This is a genomic window from Sporomusa intestinalis (assembly GCF_055383785.1).
In genome coordinates, this window is record NZ_AP042390.1 from 168,196 (window position 1) to 190,585 (window position 22,390).

A 22,390-nucleotide genomic window follows, 5' to 3' on the forward strand; every position below is an offset into this window, starting at 1 on the left:
CGCAGGAGGGTAGTATATGAAGAGGTATGTGCTTATCTATAATCCCGTAGCCGGCGATGCGAAATTTAAAACCCGCTTGGATGAGGTAATCGAATACCTGCAGGCGGCAGACGGTATATTAATTCCATTCCGCACCAGGATTAAGGGGGATGTCCGGTCCTTCGTCAGTCAGATCAAGGGCTTTGCCACCGATGGCCTGCTTGTGGCCGGTGGTGACGGTACTGTCCATGAGGTTATCAACGCCATGCTGGCCGAATCTGTCGATGTACCCTTAGGGATTATCCCCAGCGGCACATGCAATGATTTTGCCAGTCACTTAAATCTGGGAAAAGATTTGACCGGCTGCCTGCGGGCCGTGACCGGCGGACAGTGGTCTACCGTTGATGTGGGCATGGTTAATGGCGAGTATTTCCTCAATGTGGCGAGTGCCGGCCTGCTGACCTCGGTGGCCCATAGTGTGGATACGGCCTTAAAAAATACCCTGGGCCGGATGGCCTACTATTTTAAAGGCCTGGGCGAGTTGCCCAGTTTCCGCTCCCTGCGGGTCAGGATAACGGCAGACGGCAGGACGATCAATGATGATATTCTGCTATTCCTGGTCATGAACAGCGGGCTGGTGGGCAGCTTTCCCACTCTCGCCCCTCAGGCCAAGATTGATGATGGCAAGCTGGATCTGCTGATTGTTAATAAATGCAGTATTCCCGAGCTTATGGGACTGTTTTTTAGTATCTTTTCCGGCCGGCATATTGCAAGCAGCCATATCCGGCACCTGCAGGCCGCCGATATCTTTATAGAGTGTGACGAACCGGTGGAAAGCGATCTGGACGGGGAATTGGGTCCATTGCTGCCGCTGGCGATTTCTACAGTAACCAATAAACTTAAGGTTTTCCGATTGACCTAAAGGAGGGCTATTATGCAGTCAACGACTTTATGCCTGCCTGTTCAGGGCCGGCCGGCGGAGCGTATCCTGCTCGGCCTGAAAAAGACCGGTTTCGGTTGCGGCAAGTACAACGGGTTTGGCGGCAAGTTTGAGGAGGGGGAGACGGCTGTTGCCGCGGCAGTGCGCGAATTGAAAGAAGAATGCGGCTTAGCCGTCCAGGAGGCTGACCTTGAATATGTGGGCGAATTGCAGTTTGTTTTCCCGGCCAGCCCGGAGCTTGACCATGATGTGCAGCTGTATGTGGTGTATACCTGGCAGGGCGAACCGCAGGAAACCCCGGAGATGAAGCCTGAATGGTTTGCTATCGCCGATATCCCCTACAAGCAAATGTGGGCCGATGATATCTATTGGCTGCCAGCCGTGCTTAAGGGTAAAAAAATCAGCGGCCGGGTAATTTTTGGTGAGAATAACGAGGATGTTGAGGATATCACCATCAGAAGCAAGTAAAAATTGTAAACGGCAAAATTAAAAATTTAATTGACAGAGAGACCTGTCTTTTGCTATACTTTGCACAAATACATATTTGCTATTATCAATGACCAGGGAAAGTACACACGGCCAGAGAGCCGCAGCGAGCCAACGGTAGTGGGAGTTTGGCGCTGCTCAGCCTGTCGAATGGGCCTGGGAGATGCAGTCCGAGCCGCAATCAGCGGGGTAGGCACTGACGGGTTGCTGCCGCCGTTATCAGGGAGCAGGTATCGGGCTGGTTTGCCCTGTACCCAGTAAGCCGGGCCGGAGTATTTCTGGCCAACCAGGGTGGCACCGCGGGTTATCCCCGTCCCTTAGTCATACAGTACCTGTATGACTAAGGGACGGGGTTTTAATTTTGGCCTGATTATACAAATGCAGCTAACTTATTAAGATAAACAAGGAGGAGATTAATGTGGAAAGCAAACAGCAACAAGAATTAATTACAGTCCAAACCGGACAGGAGGGCCGCTTCCGCTGGGTGGCGGTCACGGCTCTGCTGCTGGCTATTGGTGTTATATTAAAAATTGTTACCCCGGCGATTGCCGGTATTACTCCCAACTGGCTGATTGCCATGTATTGCATTGCCATTAATCTCACCCGGGTTGGCGTTAAACAGGCCGCCGGCATTGGTTTGGTAACAGGAGCTATCTCTATTCCCATATCCAAGGCTGCCTTGCCTTACGCCAACTTTATCAGTGAGCCGGTTGGCGCCGTTGTCTGTGCGCTTATAGTGCATACCTCACTGAGCCTGACAGTCGGCAAGATCAATCTGCGTCCGGCCATTACCGCCGGTATCAGTACTGTGGCCAGCGGGTTTACTTTTATTACCATTCTCAAAGTTGTGCTGTCATTGCCGCTGGCGGTTTATCTTTATGGCATGATGCCTGTTGTTCTGACAGTGGCCGCTATTAATATGGTCATTACCCAGCTTTTATATTTTCCCGCAAAAAAGATGTTTGGCGGCAAGGAGGCGTAATGAATGGCAGCTGTAGAATTTGAAAATTTTTCGTACGCCTATCCCAACGGCGGTGTCGTGCTTGACCAGATATCACTAACGGTTGAGAAGGGTTCATTCACTGTAATTACCGGTCCCAGCGGCGCCGGCAAGACGACGCTGGCTCTGGCTGTTGCCGGGGTTGTACCGCATTATTTCGGCGGGCGGCAGGGGGGAACGGTGCTGGTAGGCGGCCTCAATTCGTCGCAGAAAAGTATGGGTGAACTGTCTGAGCAGGTCGGAACAGTGCTGGCAGATTATGAAAGCCAGCTGGTGGCCCTGACGGTAGCGGAAGAAGTGGCGTTTGGTCTGGAGACCTCCGGTCTCAGCCGCAGTGAAATCAAACGGCAGGTGACGGCCGCGCTGGCTAAAGTAGGGCTTGCCGGGCTGGAAGAATGCCAGGTGGCCGGGTTATCGGGCGGGCAGAAGCAGCGGCTGGCCATTGCTTCGGTCCTGGTGATGTCGCCAGCCATCCTGGTGCTTGATGAGCCGGCATCAGCCCTTGATCCGGAAGGAGCAGCCGGGATTTATGAATTATTGTATGACCTCAATTGCCAGGGAACAACGGTGATTGTGGTTGAACATCAGCTGGCGCGGATTTTGCCCTATGCCAGCCAGCTTGCCGTGCTGCAGGGCGGCAGTCTCTGCTTTGCCGGTGATGTAAGCCAGACCCTGGCCTATATGTGGCAGCAGCCTGAGCTAAAGCTGGGAGTGCCGGCTTTATGGGCGATAAAGCTGACGCTGGAGCAGGAAACCGGGCTCCGCCTCGGGGCCTGGAAGAATGAGAGCGAGGCAGCCGAGGAACTCAACCGGCTTACTTGTATAAAAGGGGTGGCCAGAAGTGCCTGAATTACTCCTGAGCCTGAAAAATATTGAATTTAATTACGCAAGCGGCAAAAAAGCGCTGGATAAGGTTGATTTTACGGTAGCAGCCGGTGAATTTGTGGCGCTGGCCGGGCGCAACGGCAGCGGCAAAACAACGCTGACCCGGCTGGCCATGTCTCTCTTAAAGCCTGGTGGCGGCAGTATACACTTGCGGGGGCAAAACACGGCAGGTATGACTACGGCCGACATGGCCCGCAGTATTGGCTATGTATTCCAGAATCCCGACCGGCAGATATTCCGGGACAGTGTGCTTAAAGAAGTGGCTTATGGGCCTGAGCAGCTGGGCTTTGCCCCGGCGGCCGTCACCGAAGCGGCAGAATGGGCACTGGCTGTGACCGGCCTGACTGAATTAGCCGGCAGCTTTCCCCGCACGCTTAGCCGGGGCCATAAGCAGAAGGTGGCCATTGCCTCGGCTATTGCCATGCGCCCGCAAATGCTCATTTTGGATGAGCCGACAAGCGGCCAGGACCCCTGGGAAGCGCAAAGCCTGATGGAGCTGTTAACAGGCCTGAACCAACAGGGGATTACTATTATTCTGGTTACTCATGATATGGAGCTGATCAGCCGGTATGCTGCCCGGGCTGTTGTTTTGGAACAGGGCCGTAAAGTATTTGACGGCCCGCCGGCAGAACTGTTTGGCGGCAGTCAGGATATTGGCGCCTGGGGGCTGCTGCCGCCGTCAGCCCTGGCTCTAAACCGCCGGCTTACCGGGGTTAATGCCCAGAATGCCGATGACTTGGTGGAACTGCTGGGAGCGGCGATAAAACGAAGGAGGGAGCAGTATGCCTAGACTTGCACCGCTTACCAAACTTATCTTAACCGCGGCCGTGTCGGTATGGGCGCTGCTTGTGCCGACACTGGCCGGTCAGGCTGCCCTGGTTGGCGGCCAACTCCTGCTGTTTATGCTTTATCGCCTGTCAGGCAAGCATTTTAAGGGGGTTTTTGGCTTAGCCGTGTTTGCCGTCATGCTGGCCGGGCTTCAGTATGTATTTGGCAGTACGGTTGAGTTTGCCCTGATGACAGGGCTTAAAATGCTGGCGATGTCGCTGATTTTTATATTTTTACTGGCAACTACCCGCCTGCAGGACTTGACAGCCGCTTTAGTCAGCCAGTGCCGGATTCCGTACGAATATGCATTTATGTTTACCTCGGCGCTGCGGTTTGTACCTGATTTTCTGGCGGAAAGCCAGGCAGTCCGTGAGGCCCAGGCTTGCCGGGGCTATGTTTTTCGCGGCAATCCCCTGAAGCGGCTGCGGGACTATGTTGCGATCGTCGAACCGCTTGTTCTGCGGGCCGTGTCGCGTTCGGAAACCATGGCGATGAGTCTGGAGCTTAGGGGTTTTGGCAGCCGGGGCCGCCGGCAGTTTACGGCCGACGTAGCGCTTGGTACCGCCGATTATACGGTGCTGCTCCTGATGCTGGCCCTTACCGCCGGGCTGGCGGTTTTCCGGTAATTCGTCCAGTTGCTGCCACCAGGGTGCAAATAGGGTGGCAGCAGCATTTTTTTTGCCTGCCCATGAAGGAAAAAAAACTATATGGCAGAATATAATACCAAATATCAGTTGCTGTTCTGCTAACTGCATTGACGCTGGTATTTTGGGGAATAATTTAAAATCTGCCCGATGATTTAAACAAGAGAGGAGTTTCAACGCATGGCCGTAATTAATGAAAATTATCTAAAATTGCCTGGAAGCTATTTGTTTGCGGAAATAGCAAAGCGGGTCGCAAAATTCAAAGACGATAATCCCACTGCAAATATTATCAGACTTGGTATCGGTGATGTGACCAAACCCTTGCCTGAGGCGGTAATTAAAGGCCTGCATGCTGCTGTTGACGAAATGGCTGATGCCAGGACCTTCCGCGGCTATGGCCCGGAGCAAGGCTATGCTTTCTTGATAGAGAAAATTATTAAAACCGACTACGAGACACTGGGCGTAACCCTTGGTGTTGACGAAGTTTTCGTGAGCGACGGCTCCAAGAGCGATGTCGGCAATATTCAGGAGATTTTCGGTGTTAATAACAAAGTGGCCATTACTGACCCGGTATATCCGGTTTATCTGGACACCAATGTTATGGCCGGCCGCACCGGGCAGCTCAGCAGCGGGAAATTTGCCGGTGTAACTTATCTGACCTGCAATAGCGGGAACAATTTTATCCCCGCCCTGCCGGAAGAAAAAGTCGATATTATTTATCTCTGCTATCCTAATAATCCGACAGGCACCACCTTGTCCAAGGCCGAACTGAAAAAATGGGTCGATTATGCCAAGGCCAATGGTTCCATCATCCTTTATGACGCCGCTTACGAAGCCTATATTCAGGAACCTGGCGTGCCTCATAGCATTTATGAAATCGAGGGTGCCAAGGACGTGGCCATTGAGTTTAGGACCTTCTCCAAAAATGCCGGCTTTACCGGTACCCGCTGCGCCTTTACGGTGGTGCCGAAAAGCGTTATGGCTTATACTGCCGATGGCAGCCAATACCCCTTGAACAGCCTGTGGAACCGCCGTCAAACCACAAAATTTAACGGTGTGCCCTACATTATTCAAAAAGGGGCCGAGGCCGTATACACCCCGGAAGGGCAACAGCAGATCAAAGAGCTGATCAACTATTACATGACAAATGCCAAAACCATCCGCCAAGGCTTAAAAAGCATTGGCCTGGATGTTTTCGGCGGGGTCAATGCTCCGTATATCTGGCTTAAAACACCCCAGGGCTACGACTCGTGGTCCTTCTTTGACAAGCTCCTGACAGACGCCCACATCGTCGGCACCCCGGGCGCCGGCTTCGGTCCGGCCGGCGAGGGGTATTTCCGGCTTACCGCTTTCGGCAGCCAGGAGAGTACCAAGGAAGCGATTGAGCGGATTAAAGTCAAGTTAAGTTTGTAAGCAATAAAAGTGAGATTATCCACATCATGTGGATAATCTCACTTTTTTACGGTACAAGCCGGCGGCAATAAATTTCAGCTCCAGAGCGGTAGTGCGTCTGAGTTATGATGATTGGATTACGGTGATGGCAGCACCATCGCTGATTTCGTTTGTAGGGGCAGCTATAACCATACTTTCCGGCGGGAGGGCAGAGGTTACTTCTGTTAACTCGCCGCTTGTTTCTCCCGGTGTTATTTGCTGGCGCACCGCTTTACCGTTGACCGCGAGGTAAATAAAGCTTTGTCCCTGATCGTCCCGAACTATGGCGGAGGAGGGAACGGCAGGTACGGTGGCGGCGGCGCCTGTATCAATGCGGACCGTGACCGGCAGGCCGGGCTGGAGTACGCCGGCCGGGGGCGGGGTGAGAGCAAGGCGGGCCAGGAAGGCCGGGATTTGATTGTCTGTGATTTGGGGATAGATGCGGGCAACCTGCCCGGGCAGGGGCTGTTGCCCGGCCTCTACTGTAACCGGTGTGCCTAAATGGACCAGATACAAGTCATTCTGGTTAAGCTGAACCACAACCTCCACTTCCTGGCCACTCCCTAAAACAAGCAGCTGTTGCCCGGCCTGCACCGTTTTTCCGAGAACAGGCAGACCGGATACAATGCCGCTGACCGGGGCGTTGAGGGTGGTGTCGGCAGCCGGCCCCGTAGTTGGCGGCGCGGTTACAGCGGCTTTCGCCTGTTGGAGTTTGGCTGTGGCAAGCTCCAGCTGCCGCCTGGGGATCGCCCCGATTTCGTATAATTTCTGGTCACGGTTAAATTCTCTCAAGGCCTGTTCATAATTACTCCGGGCGTCCTGCCCGGCTGGCTGTGCCGCCGGTTCGGCCGCTGGCCGGAGCTTAAGCAGCGGCTGACCGGCTTTAACGGCCTGGCCTTCTGTTACATATAGCTCAATGAGGTAACCGGCCAGTTCGGCAGTGACCGGGACAAGAGCGGTGGTTTCGACCGTGCCGGGGCGGACGAGCTGGATTGATTTATTTATCGTACTAACAGGTACTGCTGTTAGGCTGACAGGCGGGCGGGGAGGCCGGTGCTGCTGAAAAAATGAGGCCGGCAGCAGATTGCCGCTGGCTGCCGCCAGCAGCGCCAGAGGAAATAGCAGTACACTGAATACCGTGAGCAGGCGATACTTAGGGGAAATTTTTTTCACACAGATCATCTCCAGTACTGTTTGGCTGGCACTGATACTATGTTCTCACTTTTCCCCGCCGGCGTCAAGTGTTGCCGCCAGGGTGGACTTTCCGCTATAATATAGAGAGGTTGGCCTGTAAGGAGGAGAGAACCTATGCGCGTTCGACAATTTATAAGTGCCAGTAAGCTGAAGGCCGGCAAACGGTGGATAAAACATATGGCTGTCAGGTGGCTGCTCCCGCTGGCAGTGGTATTTAGTATAGTTCTGGCAGGCCTCGCAGCCAATGATCAGCAGCCGTTAAGTGCCGCCAGTGTGCCGGCAGTGGGGCTGGAACCTGACCGGTATGGTGGCGACAGGCAGGTCGAGGCTGTTGAAAGCCTGGCGAGGAGTAATGACCCCTTAGCGAATAAGCCTACGATTTGGCCAACAAGCGGGGCCGTTACTTCCGGCTTTGGCGGCCGCAACTCGCCGGGGGGCATTGGCAGTGAAATGCATCCCGGCATTGATATTGCCAACAATGTCGGTACACCGGTTGTTGCTACCGCTGATGGCGTGGTTGCCCGCAGCGAGTGGTCTGACGGCTACGGCAATGTTGTTCAGCTTGACCATGGCGAGGGTATTTCAACCATTTACGGCCATAATTCACGCCTGGTGGTAACTGTCGGCCAAAGGGTCAGCAAGGGTCAGATTATTGCTTATCTTGGCAGTACCGGGAGAAGCACAGGGCCCCATGTTCATTACGAAGTCAGAGTAAAGGGCACGGCTGTGGACCCCCTGCGCTTTTTGGTGTTATAACTATTTTTTATTTCTTCATGGAAGTAAATAAGGATAAAAAATGACGGGCCGTTGCGGAGAGAAAGCGATTGCGGACCCAAATGAGGGCCGCTGCTGTTTCCAGGGCCGGATTAACTATTTCTTTGGTCATCAGATTGGCGCTGGGAACGAGGCTCACAGCCGAGCGCGGGACGACGGCAATGCCGATAGCGGCGGCGGCCCAGGCCAACAAGGGCAGGACATCGTCGCTTTCGCAAAGAATTTCAGGGGAAAAACCAGCCTGATGGCAGTGCTCGGTCAGCATGTTTTTGTATTTGCGGTGAATCATTAACGGTTGACCTGCCAACTCTGCCAGGTCAACCTCCGGCTTGCCGCCGCTGCCAATGCTGCTGTAGCCGGACCGGAAGGCAATAATAAGCGGCTCATTGGGCAGTTCAATTGATTCATAGACCTCTGTGTCAACAGGAACCCGTACCATGCCCAGATCAACGATACCTTTGTCAAGCAGTTCGGTAATCCGCCGGCTCTCTCCCTCCCGCAGGCGAAAGCGCACATGGGGGTAGCGGTTCCGGAAGGTGTGGATCAGATCAGGCAGAAGTGTGACCCAGGAGGAGGTAACGGCGCCAATTGACAAGGTTCCGCGCACGCCGGTGTCAAACTCCTTTAACTCCCGGACCGTATTAGTTGTCAGCTCCAGTATCTGCTCAGCCCGGTGTCTCAGCAGATTGCCGGCTTCGGTGACTTTTATCCGGCGCCGGCCCCGCTCAAACAGCTGAACGCCAAGCCGGGCTTCCAGCTGTTTCATTTGCCTGCTTAGCGGTGGCTGGGCGATATGCAGCCTTTTGGCGGCTGCAGTGATACTCCCCTCTTCAACAATAGCCAGGAAATACTGCATGTCCTGAATATTCATAACATCCTCCGGCATACCTGTACGGTATAGTTAGTGATTGTATTTAGTATTTTACGTATGGTAACGGACTTGTTACAATCATACGCAAGAACTATGCTGTCGTCAATGGTATTTTGGTCGGAGGGGTATTATGATTTTTAGCATGATGCATTTGGCGGGGTTTTTAGCCACGCTTATCATTGTTTTTGCGATTGGTATTTATTCAGCGCGCCGTGTGCAGTCGGCGGAGGCCTTTAGTCTCGGCGGGCGTTCGGCCGGACCGGCCATTGTATCGGGAACAATCGCCGGCACAATTATTGGCGGTGCCGCTACGATCGGCACGACGCAACTGGCCTATTCATCCGGTTTGTCAGCCTGGTGGTTTACCCTGGGGTCTGGCATCGGTTTTTTGGTGATGGGTTTTTTCTATGCCAGCCCCTTGCGCAATACGGGACTGGAGACGATCTCCCAATATCTTGTCCTGAACTATGGACGGCCCATCGGGCCGTTGACAAGCATCATTTCCTCGATTGGTATTTTCTTCAGCATCGTGGCCAGCAGTCTGGCGGGTATTCATTTGTTGACAACCCTTTTCGGGCTTGGATCCTGGCAGGCGGCTTTGGTTACCGTGCTGCTGGTAGCAACTTATGTTTTTTGGGGTGGAATGCAGGGAACGGGCTTATCGGGCCTAATGAAGGTCGGCATCATTTATGTCACGTTGTTTTCCGCCGGCTGGTATGCCTTGCAGTTTTTGCGGCAATTGCCAACCCTGGCAACTGTATTTCCCTCGCCGGTATGGTTCAGTCTCTTCGGGGCTGATGTCTGGGGCGGGCTTGGCAATGTAATTTCCCTGATTGTCGGTATTATCTGCACCCAGACTTATATTCAGGCAATCTTTGCCGCCCGTGATTCGCAGACGGCCCTGATCGGCACTTGTACAGCCGCGATTATCACTATTCCGGTAGGCTTGCCCTCGGTGGCAGTAGGCATGTTTATGCGCGTTAATTACCCCGATATTCTGCCGATTGATGCCTTGCCGATGTATCTGCTGCACCATATGCCCGCCTGGCTTGGCGGTATCGGTCTGGCCGGGCTGCTTATCTCGGTTGTGGGCTCGATTGCCGGCCTGCTGCTGGGCATTGCCACAATGGTGGCCCGTGATATCTTTCATGGGGTGTTGGGTGTCAGCGGCAGCCGCAGCTTGCTGTGGGTTAACCGCGGCACCATTGTGGTAATCGCAGCTTGCGCCATGCTGACGGCGCTGGCTAATCTGCAGTCCTTTGTTTTAAGCTGGAATTACCTGTCCATGGCCTTGCGGGGGGCGGGCGTGTTTTTACCGCTGACGCTGGCGGTGTTTTGGCCGGGGGTTTTAAAGCGCCAATGGGCGATTTCTTCCATGATCGTCAGTACGCTTTTCGCCATTGCCGGTTATTCCCTGTTGGCGCTGTCGGTCAATCCCTTATACACGGGATTGGCCGCAAGCTTGTCAGTCATTTTGACAGGGCGATTTTTTTTCTGGGTTTCCCAGCGGAGGCATGTACTTGAGTAGGCTCTTTTTTGCCCTGCCAGATTTAAAAATGCTGTAATGACCACGGGGTAAGAAACCGGAGCCACGGCGGCTGTGGCCGTGGCCTGAAGGCCTGGCAGAAGCCAGGGTTATCCCCGCTGCGCAGCCGGTAGGCGGCGGGCTGGTTGCAAGGCTATCACCAGCAATGATCGATATGATCATTACTGGTGATTTTTCATTATAAGAGCGGCATGCTATACTGTGTCCAGAGAAATTTTATATTTGCGCTAGCCTGAGGGAATTGCACAGCGTGACTTATAAGTAGTCAAAGAAGACACTTTCATTTTAGAAAGTGTCTTTTTTGTTTGCAGGCCGATACGGCTGCTGGGAGGAGGTGGCCCTGGGGGTGCCCAAGAAGGCCGGGCTAGGTGATTTAAGATTTTAATTATAGGAATAGGAGGAATTGGGAAGATGAGCAACATTCCATGTCAGGTGCCTGTGAGTAACAGCCAAAGGGGGTTCTTTGCCAAACTGGAGGCCAGGGTTCCCTTGTGGCAGCAAATGATAGTAGGGCTTATCATTGGGGCCATAGTGGGGAATTTCTGGCCTGATTTTGGTAAAACACTGGCCCCGGTGGGAACGGCATTTATTAAATCCATTAAAATGATTATCATTCCCCTGGTATTATCGGCCGTGACTTTGGGTATTTACCATATGGCCAGTGATATGAGGCAGTTGGGAAAGATGGCATTTGTTACCTTCTCCTGGTTTTATATTGCCACCGGCCTGGCCTCTTTGCTAGGGATTGTTCTTAATCAGATTTTTCACCCGGGGATCGGGGTGGAGATGGCTGCCACCGGTACAATTCCCAAAGATTTGGCAAAATCGATCGATTGGGTAAAATTTTTTCTGGATATGATTCCCGATAATGTGGTGGCAACTGCTGCCGCGGGCAAAATTTTGCCCTTTTTAACCTTTTGCATTGCCTTTGGGGTGGCCCTGGGGACGATGAAGGAAAAAGCCAAGCCAATTGCCGACGTTCTGGAAGCATTATTTGAAGCGACAATAAGAATTGTCAATGGTATTTTACGGGTGACGCCAGTGGCGGTGGCTTGCATTATCGCCTGGGTTTTTGCCTCCCAGGGCAAGGCAATGATTATTGCCTTATCCAAGTTAATCTTCACTTTATATGTGGGCCTGTTCGTTTTTGGCGTAATATTTATGATACTGGTTGCCTTGCTGGGCTATAATCCGATAAAAATGGTGAAAACAATAGCCGATGCCTTGTTATTGGGTTTTGCCACCTGCTCTTCCGAACCGGCCCTGCCCATCCTGTTGAAGCAACTGGAAAAGATGGGGGTTCCAACTAAAATACCGGCGTTTTGCCTGCCGCTTGGCTATACGTTTAATCTTGACGGATCGGCCTTATATCAATCGCTGGCGATCTGCTTCATTGCTGATGCTTATGGCATGGAGCTGACTCTGCCGGCCCTCGCGACCATCCTTATTACCACGCTGATTGCCAACAAAGGGACAGCTAATGTTCCTTCGGCCTCTCTTGTCGTCATGGCCGTTATCCTGACGACCATTGGCCTGCCGGCCGAAGCGATTGCCATCCTTGCCGGTGTGGACCGCCTTATGGATATGGGCCGCACGGTTGTCAATGTATTTGGCAATACCTTTGTCGCCTTGCTGCTGAACCGGTTTTTCGGCAACCCTGATGCCCCCAAGCAATTCAATTCAATGCCAGTATAGCTTTATGGGCCTGACCGCTTATACGGTGTAGGTGAGACTGGGTTGGCGCCGGCCAGTTCTATAAAAGCCCGCATAGCCGGTGTCAGCCATTTCTCACGGTGGTAGATTAATTGTGTTCTTACCTGAAATACAGGCCCGCACCAGTCCAATTCAATCAGATTATTGCGCTGGATATCGTCGGCAACCGCAATTTTAGGCAAAAATGCGATTCCTAAGCCACAAATAGTGCACTGTCTGATCGCGCCGATGCTGGATAGCTCCATAAATGCACCCGGTTTGGCCGCCTGTTCCTTAAACATGGACAGAATTAAAGGCCGGTAGCCGCAGCCGGGCAAGGTCGTGATTAGGCAGTGGCCGGCCAAAGCCCGGGGGGTGATTTTTTTCTGCCGGGCCAGGGGATGGAGGGGGCTTGCCACTGCTGTCAATTGCTCGTCATGTAATGTTTGTACTGCCATTTCCGGGGCCTTAACCGAATCGGTCAGTACTAAAGCCACATCAATAGCGCTGGCTTTGATTAATTCGAAAAAATGCTCACAGCTTTCTGTTTGTACCCGGATTTCAACCTGGGGATAGAGTCTGCGGTACTCGGTTAAAATCTGGGGCAGCCGGTATACGCAAACCGTCTCGGCGGCGCCAATATTCAAAACGCCACGGACCGCGTGCGGCAAAAATTCGCCTTTGGCCTTGGCACATAGTTCAAGAATATGTTTTACATTCTCAAAAAATTTTTTGCCGTCGTTCGTGAGCTGGATACCACGCCCCATCCGTTCGAATAACTTTACCTGCAGTTCGTCTTCCAGCTGACGGATTTGTCCGGTGATATTGGACTGGGCATAACCCAGCTTCAGGCCGGCTTTGGTGAAATTAAGTGTCTGGGCCGCTGTATAAAAAATTTGCAATTGACGTAACTCCATATTGTTCTCCTTGCTAATTATATAAATAAGTGATTGATACCATATAAAATAATCATTATTTTAATTAATAGTTACATGATATACTATTGCCGGAGATTAGTCTATATACTGCGCACTAAAGTATTTGGGCAGAGCGGAAATAATGTTACAAATTTGCTGCTTTGCCTAGTATTGCTGGCGAAGTATAAAGGAATTATAAGCCAAAAGAAAAGGGATGAGGAGCAAATGAGTAATGTGTTCTATCGGGCGCTAAATAAAGAGTACCTCGAGGTCGACTACGGGGAAGGTATTTATTTGTATGATACAGCCGGGAATAAGTATATTGATGCCTGTGCGGGCGCGGCCGTGGCCAATCTGGGGCATGCCCACCCGGGGGTGCTCGCGGCGATGGCTGAGCAGGCCCGGAAGGTCGCTTTCAGCCATTTGTCCCGCTGGACATCACAACCGATTCAGCAATTAGCCGATCTGGTAGCCGCTCTGGCACCGGCTTCGCTGAACAAGCTGTATTTGGTGTCCGGCGGTTCGGAAGCGACGGAGGCAGCACTGAAAATGGCCCGTGGCTATTTCGTGGAACGGGATGGGCAGAGCGCAAAATACCGGATTATTTCCCGGTGGAAAAGCTTTCATGGCAATACAATCGGCTCACTGTCCATGACCGGCGATAAACGCCGGAAAAAATATACCCCCTTGCTGCTCAATTTTCCCCATATTGCCCCAGCCTATTGTTATCGCTGTCCTTTTGGCAAATGCCAGGATACGTGTCAGGTGGAATGTGCCCTGGATTTGGAGCGGGCAGTGAAAATGGAGGGGGCCGAATATGTTGCCGCCTTCATTGCCGAGCCGGTAGGCGGGGCAGCCTGCGGCGCCATTGTTCCTCATAAAGAGTATTTTAAAATTATCCGCCAGATTTGCGATCATTATGATATTTTGCTGATTGATGACGAGGTAATGGCCGGTTTTGGCCGCACCGGCGCCATGTTCAGCATTGCCGACTGGGGTGTGGTGCCTGATATGATCTGCGCCGCCAAAGGGATGAGCGCCGGTTATTCTCCCCTTGGGGCCGTAATCGCAAAGCAGGAGATTTATGACACCTTTAAGCAGGGCTCTGGCGTATTTGTACATGGCCACACCTATGGCGGCAACCCCTTATCGGCCGCCGTGGCATTAGCGGTGGTTAAAACCCTGGTTGCAGACAACCTTGCAGAAAACTCCCGGACCATTGGCGCTTATTTACTGGCCCAAATGCAGGCAAAATTATTACCGTTCTCTTTTGTTGGCGACGTGCGGGGCAAAGGCTTGCTGCTCGGTGTTGAAATTGTCAGAGATAAAAAAACGAAAGAGCCCTATCCGGCAGTGCTGGGGATGGCGGAAAAGCTGACCGTCACACTGCTAAAACACGGGGTTATTGTCTATCCGGGCACAGGTAATGCGGACGGGGAAAACGGGGACCAGTTTCTCCTGGCGCCGCCGCTCATTATTACCAAAGACCAGGCAGATGAGCTGATTGCCGCGATGGTGGCCGGATTTAGGGAATTTGAAAAAAATATTGGCCCGCTTAAGTAAGAAGGGAGGATCAGATGGAAAAATTAATTATTACCATTGCTCCGACCGGCAATGTGCCGACCAAAGCTATGACACCGCACGTACCGGTAACGGCGGCAGAAATAGCCGCCGATATTATCGCCTGTTATGGACAGGGGGCGGCTGTTGCCCACATACACGCCCGGGATGAACAAGAGCAGCCTACCTGCGAGGTTGCCTGCTTTGCCGAAACGGTAAGGCTCCTTACTGCGTCCGGCTGCCCGATTATTAAACAGATTTCCACCGGGGCCAGGGGCGGGAAGGCTGGGGAAGCCAGGGCCGAGCCGCTGATGCTGAAGCCGGAGTCGGCCAGCCTGGCGACCGGGTCTTCTAATTTTCCGGCAAGCATTAACGCCAATGAGCCCAGGCTTATCGAATATATGGCAAAAGTTATGCTGGAAAAAAACATTAAACCGGAAATTGAAGTGTTTGATGTGTCGATGATTAATAATGCTGTCAACCTGCAACAGGCGGGGCTGTTAAGAGGGCCGCTGTTGTTCAACCTTGTCCTGGGAGTAAAAGGATCATTGCCGGCCACGGCTAAAAATTTATTTTTTCTGCTTGACAGCTTGCCGTCTGATGCTGTCTGGAGTGTATCCATTATTGGACCGCAGCATGTCAATTTGTCAGCGGTGGCTATCGCCTTAGGCGGCCATGTCCGGGTCGGCATCGAGGATAATGTGTATTACGCCAAAGGGGTTTTGGCAACGAATCGTGCTTTAGTCGAAAGGATGGCCACGATCGCCACAAGTATTGGCCGGGAGCTGGCAACACCGGCCGATGTTACAAGGATCTGGGGCGTTGCAGCCCTGTAGTCCGGCTGAAAAGTTAAGCCGCCAGAAGGGACAGTACGCCAAAGACAGAACAGCTTCGGCTGGCTGGCGAATGGGCAACAAACAAAAGAGAGCCTGCTGCACAAGTTGCGGCAAGCTCTCTCGTCCTTTTGGCGGCCAAGAACGTGGCTATTCAGTCTGGCTGCACCGGCGCGTTCAGGTGAGGCAGTTAATCGGCCTGCAAATATTTTTGCAGTACCGATCTTACTGCGCCGGCACCGGCTGTCATTTCTACAAAGTAATGTTCAATTTTGTCCCCTAACCCTGTTTCATACAGGTTCAGGCCAAACAAGTCCGCTCTGGCGAGAATAGGGCGCAAAGCGTGGCCGGCATTGGGGTTTTCACCTAGCCTGATACCGGCAACGGCCGCCGTTAAGCCAGCCAGCAAAGGATCAGGACTTAAACTCATGGTCCGGCCCTGGTCGTCAACTCCCAGCAGATAACGGCACCAGCCGGCAATGACAAGCGGTATGCAGGTAAGCTGCCGGGGATCTAAAGCCGGATTCCGGCTATAGGCTTTGATTGTTTCACCAAACCGCACGCCTACCTTCTGCGAGGTGTCTGTAGCAATGCGCTGCGGCGTATCAGGGATATACGGATTAGGCAATCTTACTTCAATGACCTCCCGGAGAAAGGCCTCCGGGTCCATAATCCCGGGCTTCATCACTACCGGCAGGCCTTCCTGATAGCCGATTTTTTCCACTAATTTTTTCAGTTGCGGATCTTTCATTTCATCGGCAATCAAAGTATATCCCAACAGGCAGCCAAAAATGGCTAATGCCGTATGCAAGGGGTTTAAGCACGTGCATACTTTCATTTTTTCAACAAGGTCAACGGTTTGTCTGTCGGTAAAAAATACCCCGGCCTGCTCCAAGGGCGGGCGGCCATTGGGGAATTTGTCTTCAATAACCAGATATTCAGGCTTTTCCGCATTGACAAACGGCGCAATAAAGGTGTTTTTGCCTGTGCAGATAATTTCTGTGCTGCTAAAACCCGCTTCCTGCAGGGTTTTCTGCACGCTTGCTGCCGGCCGGGGGGTGATTTTATCAATCATACTCCAGGGAAAAGCTACTATTTCCGGGTTGTTCAGATAGGTAAGGAACCCTGCTTCCGCCCGCCCGTTTTCTACCCATTTGCCGGCAATTGCCGCCATGGCGTTGTGCAGCCTGTCGCCATTGTGAGAGCAATTATCCATACTGACGAAGGCAAGCGGCAGCGCCCCGCTGCGGTAGCGTATGTAAGCCAGGGCAGTAACTTTAGCCATAACGCTTTGCGGCTGCTCCGGTCCGCTGCCCATGTCGGCCAGAACGTCTGCGGCATATGTGTCGCCACCAGCCTTCAGATTATAGCCTTTTTCCGTGATGGTAAAACTGGCGATTTGCAAGGAGGGTTGGGCAAATATGGTTTTAAGGCGCTGCCAGTCCCCTGCCGCGGCCGGATCGCCAACTAAACTTTCACTGATACTGGCAATAAGCTTTTTCTCCAGGCTGCCGTCGGCATTCATAATTGCCAGTAACCCCAGATTGTCATACGGGTCATAAATTTTTTTTATTATTTCGGTATCATAGGTTTCGACGGCAACGATTCCGGTTTGGCTTTGGCCGGCCTGCAGCAGCGTTTGCTGCAATGCGGCAATAAAACCGCGGAAGATATTGCCGGCGCCAAAATGTATCCAGGCCGGATTTTCCCGGGTTTGAGCGAGCATCCGGTCATAATCAAATGTTATACTTTCTATGCCGGCCTGGGCCCAGGCGGTGTTATTTTTTATCGAACTGCTATGTAAACTTACCATATTAAGCTTCCTCGCCTCCGTTAGTATCCGGTTTCTTGGTATTTCAGGTTCAGGCGGTGAATCGACGATCAGCGTCTGCCGGTGGGCAGATTAAGGTTTTGAACGGCCGGTTATATTTACGGAAACGGTCTTTAGCGGCAGGAAATAGTACTCATATTGCTGGCGCAGATAAGCGAGGTCAACGACGACCTTATTCAAATGTATGTCAATTGTGGCCTTTGCCAGCAGGGCATCTTTCTCTCTGATGGCCTGCAGCAGGGTTTTATGCTGCTGAATCAATTGGCCCCAGTCATAACCCACTGCTAAATTGAGCATTCTGACCCGGTTATAGTGGGCATTCATTTGCTGCAGCATAAACCAGATCCGCGCTTTTTTACAACCTTTAAAAATGGTACCATGCATGCTTTCGTCAAGCTCGAAAAATTTAAGATAATTTTTTTCATTGATACATAATTCCTGGAGGGTAACATTGGACTGCAGCTCAAACAGAGCCTCGCCGGGGAAAGACCGGCAGGCCTCCTGAATAATTTCCCGTTCCAGTGTTTCTCTGGCAAATTTTGATTCTTCGACCTGATCTGGGTCGATAAGAGAAACATAAGTTCCTTTCTGCGGTACAATATCCAGCAAGTTTTCCTGGGACAGCTTGATAAATGCCTCACGTACAGGAGTACGGCTCACCTGCAAATAGTCTGCGATCTCCTGTTCGGAAATACTTTGTCCCGGTGGCAGCGTTAAATTAACTATATTTCCTTTTAGTAATCGGTATACATACTCTCTGGCTGATTCCTGCGGAAATCGTTCAATTATGCGCAAGTTCTCACTTAACTCCTTTCTATGTTTTTCTTACATGGTATCATAGTCTTCTGAGTGCGTAAACAGAGTTATCTACATGGCCCGGCCTTGCTGCGAGTATCACACGTACAGGGCCGCTGTGTATATTTGACGTGGAGCTGTAACGCATAACTGAATTCACGGCATAATGACGTAGGCCGGCGCCGGACAGCGCTTAGTCAAAAACAAGGACAATCTTTCTCACGGCCGGGTCCTTGGCGTCAATCATGTCAAAGGCTTTTTGGGCATCTGCAAACGGGAGGGCATGAGACACCAAGCCGCCAAAGTCCAGTTGTTGGTTGCGGTAGGCGGCAATGACCTCTTCAAATTTATGGCATTGTAAACGGGAGCCGCGGATATCCAGTTCCTTGGCCGTTATTTTTAACTGGGCGACCGGCGACGGCTGATCCAGGAAGGCCATGGTGATCACCCGGCCTGCGTTACAGGTAACCTCAGCCAGCTGGGCTAAAGAGTCGGCCACACCGGCACCGTCAATTGAAACAGTAGGGCCATAACCGCCGGTCAGCCGGCGAACCGCGGCGATCATATCCTGCGTACTGGCATTGACGGCATGATGGGCACCCAGTTTGCGGGCTTCGTTCAGCCGTTCCGCCATGATGTCAGCCACAATTATTGTGGCGCCGGTCAGCTGAATTGCCTTGATTAAACTTTTTCCCAGTGCCCCGGCTCCTAAGATCAGCACTGTATCATCGGCAGTAATCTGGGCCCGTGCTTTAGCCTGAAAAGCAATGCTCAGCGGTTCAATCATAATGGCATCGGCAAACGGCAGCTCTGGCGGCAGCAGGTGCAGGGCTGCCTGATCCGCCACCATATACTCGCGGTAGCCGCCATCGACGTGGACACCGCGAACGTTAAGATGGCAGCAGACATTAGGGCGCCCGATGCTGCAGGGGTAACAATGACCGCAGTTGATGACCTGGTCAATAATGACATGGTCGCCGGTCTTTACCCGGCTGACACCGGGTCCGGTTTCTGCCACTACCCCGACCACCTCATGGCCCATAACGCGCGGGTAAGTGGCAACCGGTGAGGTTCCATGATAAATATGGACATCAGAGCCGCAGATACCGGCGGCCTTTATTTTTATCAGGACATCGCCGGGATTCTGCAGTGTCGGTTGCGGTACGTCGCACATTACAAGGGCTAATGGTTTTGTGGTTACTAATTGCTTCATGCGATTTTTCTCCTCCCGGGTGCTGTGTTTATCGTGTCAGCCAGTTCAGGGGGGCAATAACCAGCGGTGGATACAAAATCAGCAGCAGCAGCAGGACGCACTCCACAAGAAAAAAGGGAATGATGGCCTTGACAATGGCTTCCATGCTGATTTTGCCGGCCCCGCAGGCTACATTAAGCACTGTTCCCACCGGTGGTGTAAGCAGGCCGATCACATTGTTGATAACAAATATAAGCCCAAAGTAGACCGGATCGATGCCTGCCTGGCGCACAAGCGGCATTAGTACCGGTGTAAGAATAAGGATGGTAGGCGTCACATCCATGGCTGTTCCCACCAAGATCACAACAAGATTAATGATTAACATGAGCACAATCGGACTGTGCATAAACGGCTCTAAAATCTCGGCAACCAGACCGGGAATATTGCCGATTGTCATCAGCCAGGAAGAAACCATGGCCGCTGCGGCCAGAAACATAATCACACTGGTCATTTTGGCTGAAGAGGCAAGGCACTCGAATACATCCCGGAACGTAAGAGACCGGTAAACAAAGGTGCCGACAAATAAAGCATAAGCCACGGCAACCACTCCGGCTTCAGTGGGGGTGAAAATACCGCCGCGCATCCCCACCACAATCAGCACCGGCATGAGCAGTGCCCAGAGCGCCTTACTTACTGCCTGGAGCATTTCCCGGCAGCTTTTCCGGGGCAGAACCCGCACCTTGTCTTTGCGGGCAATCCAGGCCCAGGTTGCGGCCAGTGCCACGGAAATATACAAGCCGGGCATGATGCCGGAGAGGAACAGTTTGCTGATGGAAACGCCTGCGGTTACGCCAAAGATGATCATCGGCACACTCGGCGGCATAATTGGAGAAACAATATTGCCGGCTGCCACCAAGGCGGTGGAGCGGTTGCGGTCATAGCCGGCATTTACCATCATAGGTATGAGAATAGCTCCCAGGGCCGCCGTGCTGGCCACTGCAGAGCCAACCAGGCTGGCAAACATAACAATAGCTAAAATCGCAACATAGCCAAGGCCGCCGCGAATGTGGCCCACCAGGGCCAGGGCGGCGTCGACAATACGCTGGGTAAGGCCGCCGCGGTTCATTAAATCTCCGGCCATAACGAAAAAGGGTATTGCCATCATGGCGAAGCTATCGGCGCCAAGCATGAGATTTTGCGCAATAATCTGAGCATCGAACACATCAAGATAAAACATAAGACAAACGCCGCTGAACAGCAAGGAAAAGGCGATCGGCACGCCAATGGCCATGGCAGCACAGAGTGAGACTAAGAAAATGAACATGGACATTATGATTTTTCCTCCTCTGCCTGCGTTGTTTCCACCAGCATGTCTTCTTCAGACTCGTGCATTGGAAGCAGCAGCTTCAGCGCGCCGGGTATAAACAGTGCTTTATAACCGTTGCTAAGCACATTGACGGCAATGCAAAAGCTGGTTATCAACCCAATTCCATAGATCAGGGTAAGCGGAATATTGGTTGCAGAAGCCTTGCTGTCAACATTGAGCAGGGTAAGCTCCCAACTGCCCTGGAAAAGCAATATCATCAACAGCAGAATCAGCACTTGCCCGCAGAGATAGCCGGTTTTCTGGAAAACTGGCGGCAGGCGGCGGATAACGGTGTCAACACCCAGGTGAGTGTTGTCGCGCATGGCGCCGATAGCACCGATATAAATAATCCAAACGAACAAATACCGTGCCATTTCCTCTGACCAGGTAATGCTGGAATTGAAGAAATACCGCAAAATAACATTCATAAATACCAGCAGTATCATCAATCCCAGCATGGTTGCCATGAGTATTTCCACAATCTTAAACAGCTTAGCCAGAGCACGGGACATAACCATTCCTCCTAATCGCTTCCCCGGTTATCTAATTTTTTACGTCTCTGATTCTCCGCACCATATCTTCGGCCCAATCATATTTTTGATAAAGCTTTTCATAAACAGGCTGCATCAGCGTGATCAGCTGCTGACGGGTCGCGTCGTTAGGCGTGGTAATCTTAATGCCGTGCTCTTGCAGGAATTTCTTGTCATCGGTAATACTTTGGGCATAGGAATCCCAGGCCTCCTGCGAGGCTTTGAGCGCGGCCTTCTCGATCAGCTCAACCTGTTCCCGGCTTAAGGAACTGTATAATTTATTGCTGGCCAGCAGTTCAATTGTTGTGATCATATGATTGGATTCAAAAATATCGCTCTGCACCTCATACCAGCCTTCATTGCGAAAGGTGGAAAGAGGATTATCCTGGCCGTCCACAACCTTTTGCTCCAGCGCCGTAAATACCTCACCCATCGGCATGGGGGTAACATTCGCCCCCAGGAGGCTGCCAACCTGAATATGGATAGGATTATTAGGCATTCTCAGGCGTAAGCCTTTAAAATCGTCCAGGCTGGCAAGCGTGCGATTGCTGCTGAATACGCGCACTCCGTTCGGATACCATCCCAGAAAATGCACTTTTGCAATTTTCTCAACAACTGCCGCCATTTCCTCGCCGATTTTACCGGTGTAAACGGCGCGGGCGTGGTCAAGATCGCGGAACAGGAATGGCCAGTCGGGAATTGACATTTTCGCTACTTCATTCCACATGACTGTACCAACAGCGCACATTTGCAGATTGCCGTTGCGCACACTGTCATACAGTTCTTTTTCCCCGCCCAGGGTGCCGCCTTCGTAAACCTCGACTTTTAATGCTCCGTTGGACCCTTCCTCAACCAGCGGTTTAAATGTTTTGGTCAGAGCAACCGTTGCCGGATGGGTTGACGCCAGCGTGGAGCCAACCCGGATTACCACCGGATTTTTGCTGGTGGCCTCAGTGCCTTTGGGGCCCGACCCGCCGCAGCCTGTCAATAACAGCGTACCTAAAGCCCCTGCCAGCAGTATCTTGCTAAGTTGATTAAATTTTTTATTCATAAATTCTTAGCCTCCTAACCTTATAATCCCATTATCAGCGCCTGT

General features: G+C 52.2%; 21 protein-coding genes. 12 read left to right on the forward strand and 9 right to left on the reverse strand.

What is annotated here, in order from left to right:
* The first annotated feature begins 16 nt into the window (after positions 1-16).
* The 7 genes from ACZ481_RS00840 to ACZ481_RS00870 all read left to right on the forward strand — a co-directional run bounded on the left by ACZ481_RS00840 (position 17) and on the right by ACZ481_RS00870 (position 6,175).
* Positions 17-901 (forward strand): diacylglycerol/lipid kinase family protein, encoded by an 885-nt coding sequence (locus tag ACZ481_RS00840; RefSeq protein WP_464768318.1) that lies wholly within the window; start codon positions 17-19, stop codon positions 899-901.
* Positions 902-913: 12 nt separating this feature from the next.
* Positions 914-1,387, forward strand: a complete 474-nt coding sequence (locus tag ACZ481_RS00845; RefSeq protein ID WP_464768319.1) for an 8-oxo-dGTP diphosphatase — start codon at positions 914-916, stop codon at positions 1,385-1,387.
* A gap of 436 nt (positions 1,388-1,823) precedes the next feature.
* Complete coding sequence (locus tag ACZ481_RS00850) at positions 1,824-2,387, forward strand: tryptophan transporter (RefSeq protein ID WP_464768320.1); 564 nt, start codon at positions 1,824-1,826, stop codon at positions 2,385-2,387.
* A 3-nt stretch (positions 2,388-2,390) separates the two neighbouring features.
* Positions 2,391-3,254, forward strand: a complete 864-nt coding sequence (locus ACZ481_RS00855) for an energy-coupling factor ABC transporter ATP-binding protein (protein WP_464768321.1) — start codon at positions 2,391-2,393, stop codon at positions 3,252-3,254.
* Entirely contained in the window at positions 3,247-4,080 is an 834-nt protein-coding gene (locus tag ACZ481_RS00860) for an energy-coupling factor ABC transporter ATP-binding protein (protein ID WP_464768322.1), read from the forward strand. Before ACZ481_RS00855 ends, ACZ481_RS00860 begins: the two co-directional genes overlap by 8 nt.
* Positions 4,073-4,744 (forward strand): energy-coupling factor transporter transmembrane component T family protein, encoded by a 672-nt coding sequence (locus ACZ481_RS00865; RefSeq protein WP_464768323.1) that lies wholly within the window; start codon positions 4,073-4,075, stop codon positions 4,742-4,744. Before ACZ481_RS00860 ends, ACZ481_RS00865 begins: the two co-directional genes overlap by 8 nt.
* A 198-nt stretch (positions 4,745-4,942) precedes the next feature.
* A complete protein-coding gene (locus ACZ481_RS00870) occupies positions 4,943-6,175 on the forward strand; it encodes an LL-diaminopimelate aminotransferase (RefSeq protein ID WP_464768324.1) in 1,233 nt (410 codons plus the stop codon).
* A 102-nt stretch (positions 6,176-6,277) separates the two neighbouring features.
* Here the strand turns inward: ACZ481_RS00870 and ACZ481_RS00875 are convergent, their stop codons facing one another.
* The gene (locus tag ACZ481_RS00875; protein WP_464768325.1) at positions 6,278-7,366 is read right to left on the reverse strand and encodes an efflux RND transporter periplasmic adaptor subunit; all 1,089 of its coding nucleotides are present in this window, start codon (positions 7,364-7,366) and stop codon (positions 6,278-6,280) included.
* Positions 7,367-7,501: 135 nt separating this feature from the next.
* On the opposite strand from ACZ481_RS00875, the gene ACZ481_RS00880 reads away from it, so the two are divergent.
* The gene (locus tag ACZ481_RS00880) at positions 7,502-8,143 is read left to right on the forward strand and encodes a M23 family metallopeptidase (protein ID WP_464768326.1); all 642 of its coding nucleotides are present in this window, start codon (positions 7,502-7,504) and stop codon (positions 8,141-8,143) included.
* A gap of 7 nt (positions 8,144-8,150) precedes the next feature.
* Here the strand turns inward: ACZ481_RS00880 and ACZ481_RS00885 are convergent, their stop codons facing one another.
* The gene (locus tag ACZ481_RS00885) at positions 8,151-9,032 is read right to left on the reverse strand and encodes a LysR family transcriptional regulator (protein ID WP_464768327.1); all 882 of its coding nucleotides are present in this window, start codon (positions 9,030-9,032) and stop codon (positions 8,151-8,153) included.
* Positions 9,033-9,162: 130 nt separating this feature from the next.
* Between ACZ481_RS00885 and ACZ481_RS00890 the strand changes: the two genes are divergently transcribed.
* The gene (locus ACZ481_RS00890; RefSeq protein WP_464768328.1) at positions 9,163-10,560 is read left to right on the forward strand and encodes a sodium:solute symporter family protein; all 1,398 of its coding nucleotides are present in this window, start codon (positions 9,163-9,165) and stop codon (positions 10,558-10,560) included.
* Positions 10,561-10,989: 429 nt separating this feature from the next.
* Positions 10,990-12,273 carry a dicarboxylate/amino acid:cation symporter gene (locus ACZ481_RS00895; protein WP_464768329.1) on the forward strand — a complete coding sequence of 428 codons (1,284 nt, stop codon included), beginning with the start codon at positions 10,990-10,992 and terminating at the stop codon, positions 12,271-12,273.
* 2 nt (positions 12,274-12,275) lie between these two features.
* Here ACZ481_RS00895 and ACZ481_RS00900 read toward each other — a convergent pair whose 3' ends face one another.
* Positions 12,276-13,187, reverse strand: coding sequence for a LysR family transcriptional regulator (locus tag ACZ481_RS00900; protein WP_464768330.1), 912 nt, complete (start codon positions 13,185-13,187; stop codon positions 12,276-12,278).
* A 225-nt stretch (positions 13,188-13,412) separates the two neighbouring features.
* Between ACZ481_RS00900 and ACZ481_RS00905 the strand changes: the two genes are divergently transcribed.
* Entirely contained in the window at positions 13,413-14,750 is a 1,338-nt protein-coding gene (locus ACZ481_RS00905; protein WP_464768331.1) for an aspartate aminotransferase family protein, read from the forward strand.
* Between the two features lie 14 nt (positions 14,751-14,764).
* A complete protein-coding gene (locus tag ACZ481_RS00910; RefSeq protein ID WP_464768332.1) occupies positions 14,765-15,583 on the forward strand; it encodes a beta-keto acid cleavage family enzyme in 819 nt (272 codons plus the stop codon).
* A gap of 187 nt (positions 15,584-15,770) precedes the next feature.
* On the opposite strand, the gene ACZ481_RS00915 is transcribed toward ACZ481_RS00910, so the two are convergent.
* The 6 genes from ACZ481_RS00915 to ACZ481_RS00940 all read right to left on the reverse strand — a co-directional run bounded on the left by ACZ481_RS00915 (position 15,771) and on the right by ACZ481_RS00940 (position 22,345).
* The gene (locus ACZ481_RS00915; RefSeq protein WP_464768333.1) at positions 15,771-17,393 is read right to left on the reverse strand and encodes a mannitol dehydrogenase family protein; all 1,623 of its coding nucleotides are present in this window, start codon (positions 17,391-17,393) and stop codon (positions 15,771-15,773) included.
* Positions 17,394-17,483: 90 nt separating this feature from the next.
* Entirely contained in the window at positions 17,484-18,206 is a 723-nt protein-coding gene (locus ACZ481_RS00920; protein ID WP_464768334.1) for a GntR family transcriptional regulator, read from the reverse strand.
* A gap of 193 nt (positions 18,207-18,399) precedes the next feature.
* Positions 18,400-19,419, reverse strand: a complete 1,020-nt coding sequence (locus ACZ481_RS00925; RefSeq protein WP_464768335.1) for a zinc-binding alcohol dehydrogenase family protein — start codon at positions 19,417-19,419, stop codon at positions 18,400-18,402.
* A gap of 28 nt (positions 19,420-19,447) precedes the next feature.
* Entirely contained in the window at positions 19,448-20,728 is a 1,281-nt protein-coding gene (locus ACZ481_RS00930; RefSeq protein WP_464768336.1) for a TRAP transporter large permease, read from the reverse strand.
* Positions 20,728-21,276: a TRAP transporter small permease gene (locus tag ACZ481_RS00935; protein ID WP_464768337.1), complete on the reverse strand. Its 549-nt coding sequence runs from the start codon at positions 21,274-21,276 to the stop codon at positions 20,728-20,730. The genes ACZ481_RS00930 and ACZ481_RS00935 overlap by 1 nt, the downstream gene beginning before the upstream one ends.
* Before the next feature lie 31 nt (positions 21,277-21,307).
* Entirely contained in the window at positions 21,308-22,345 is a 1,038-nt protein-coding gene (locus ACZ481_RS00940; RefSeq protein ID WP_464768338.1) for a TRAP transporter substrate-binding protein, read from the reverse strand.
* Between the last annotated feature and the right edge of the window lie 45 nt (positions 22,346-22,390).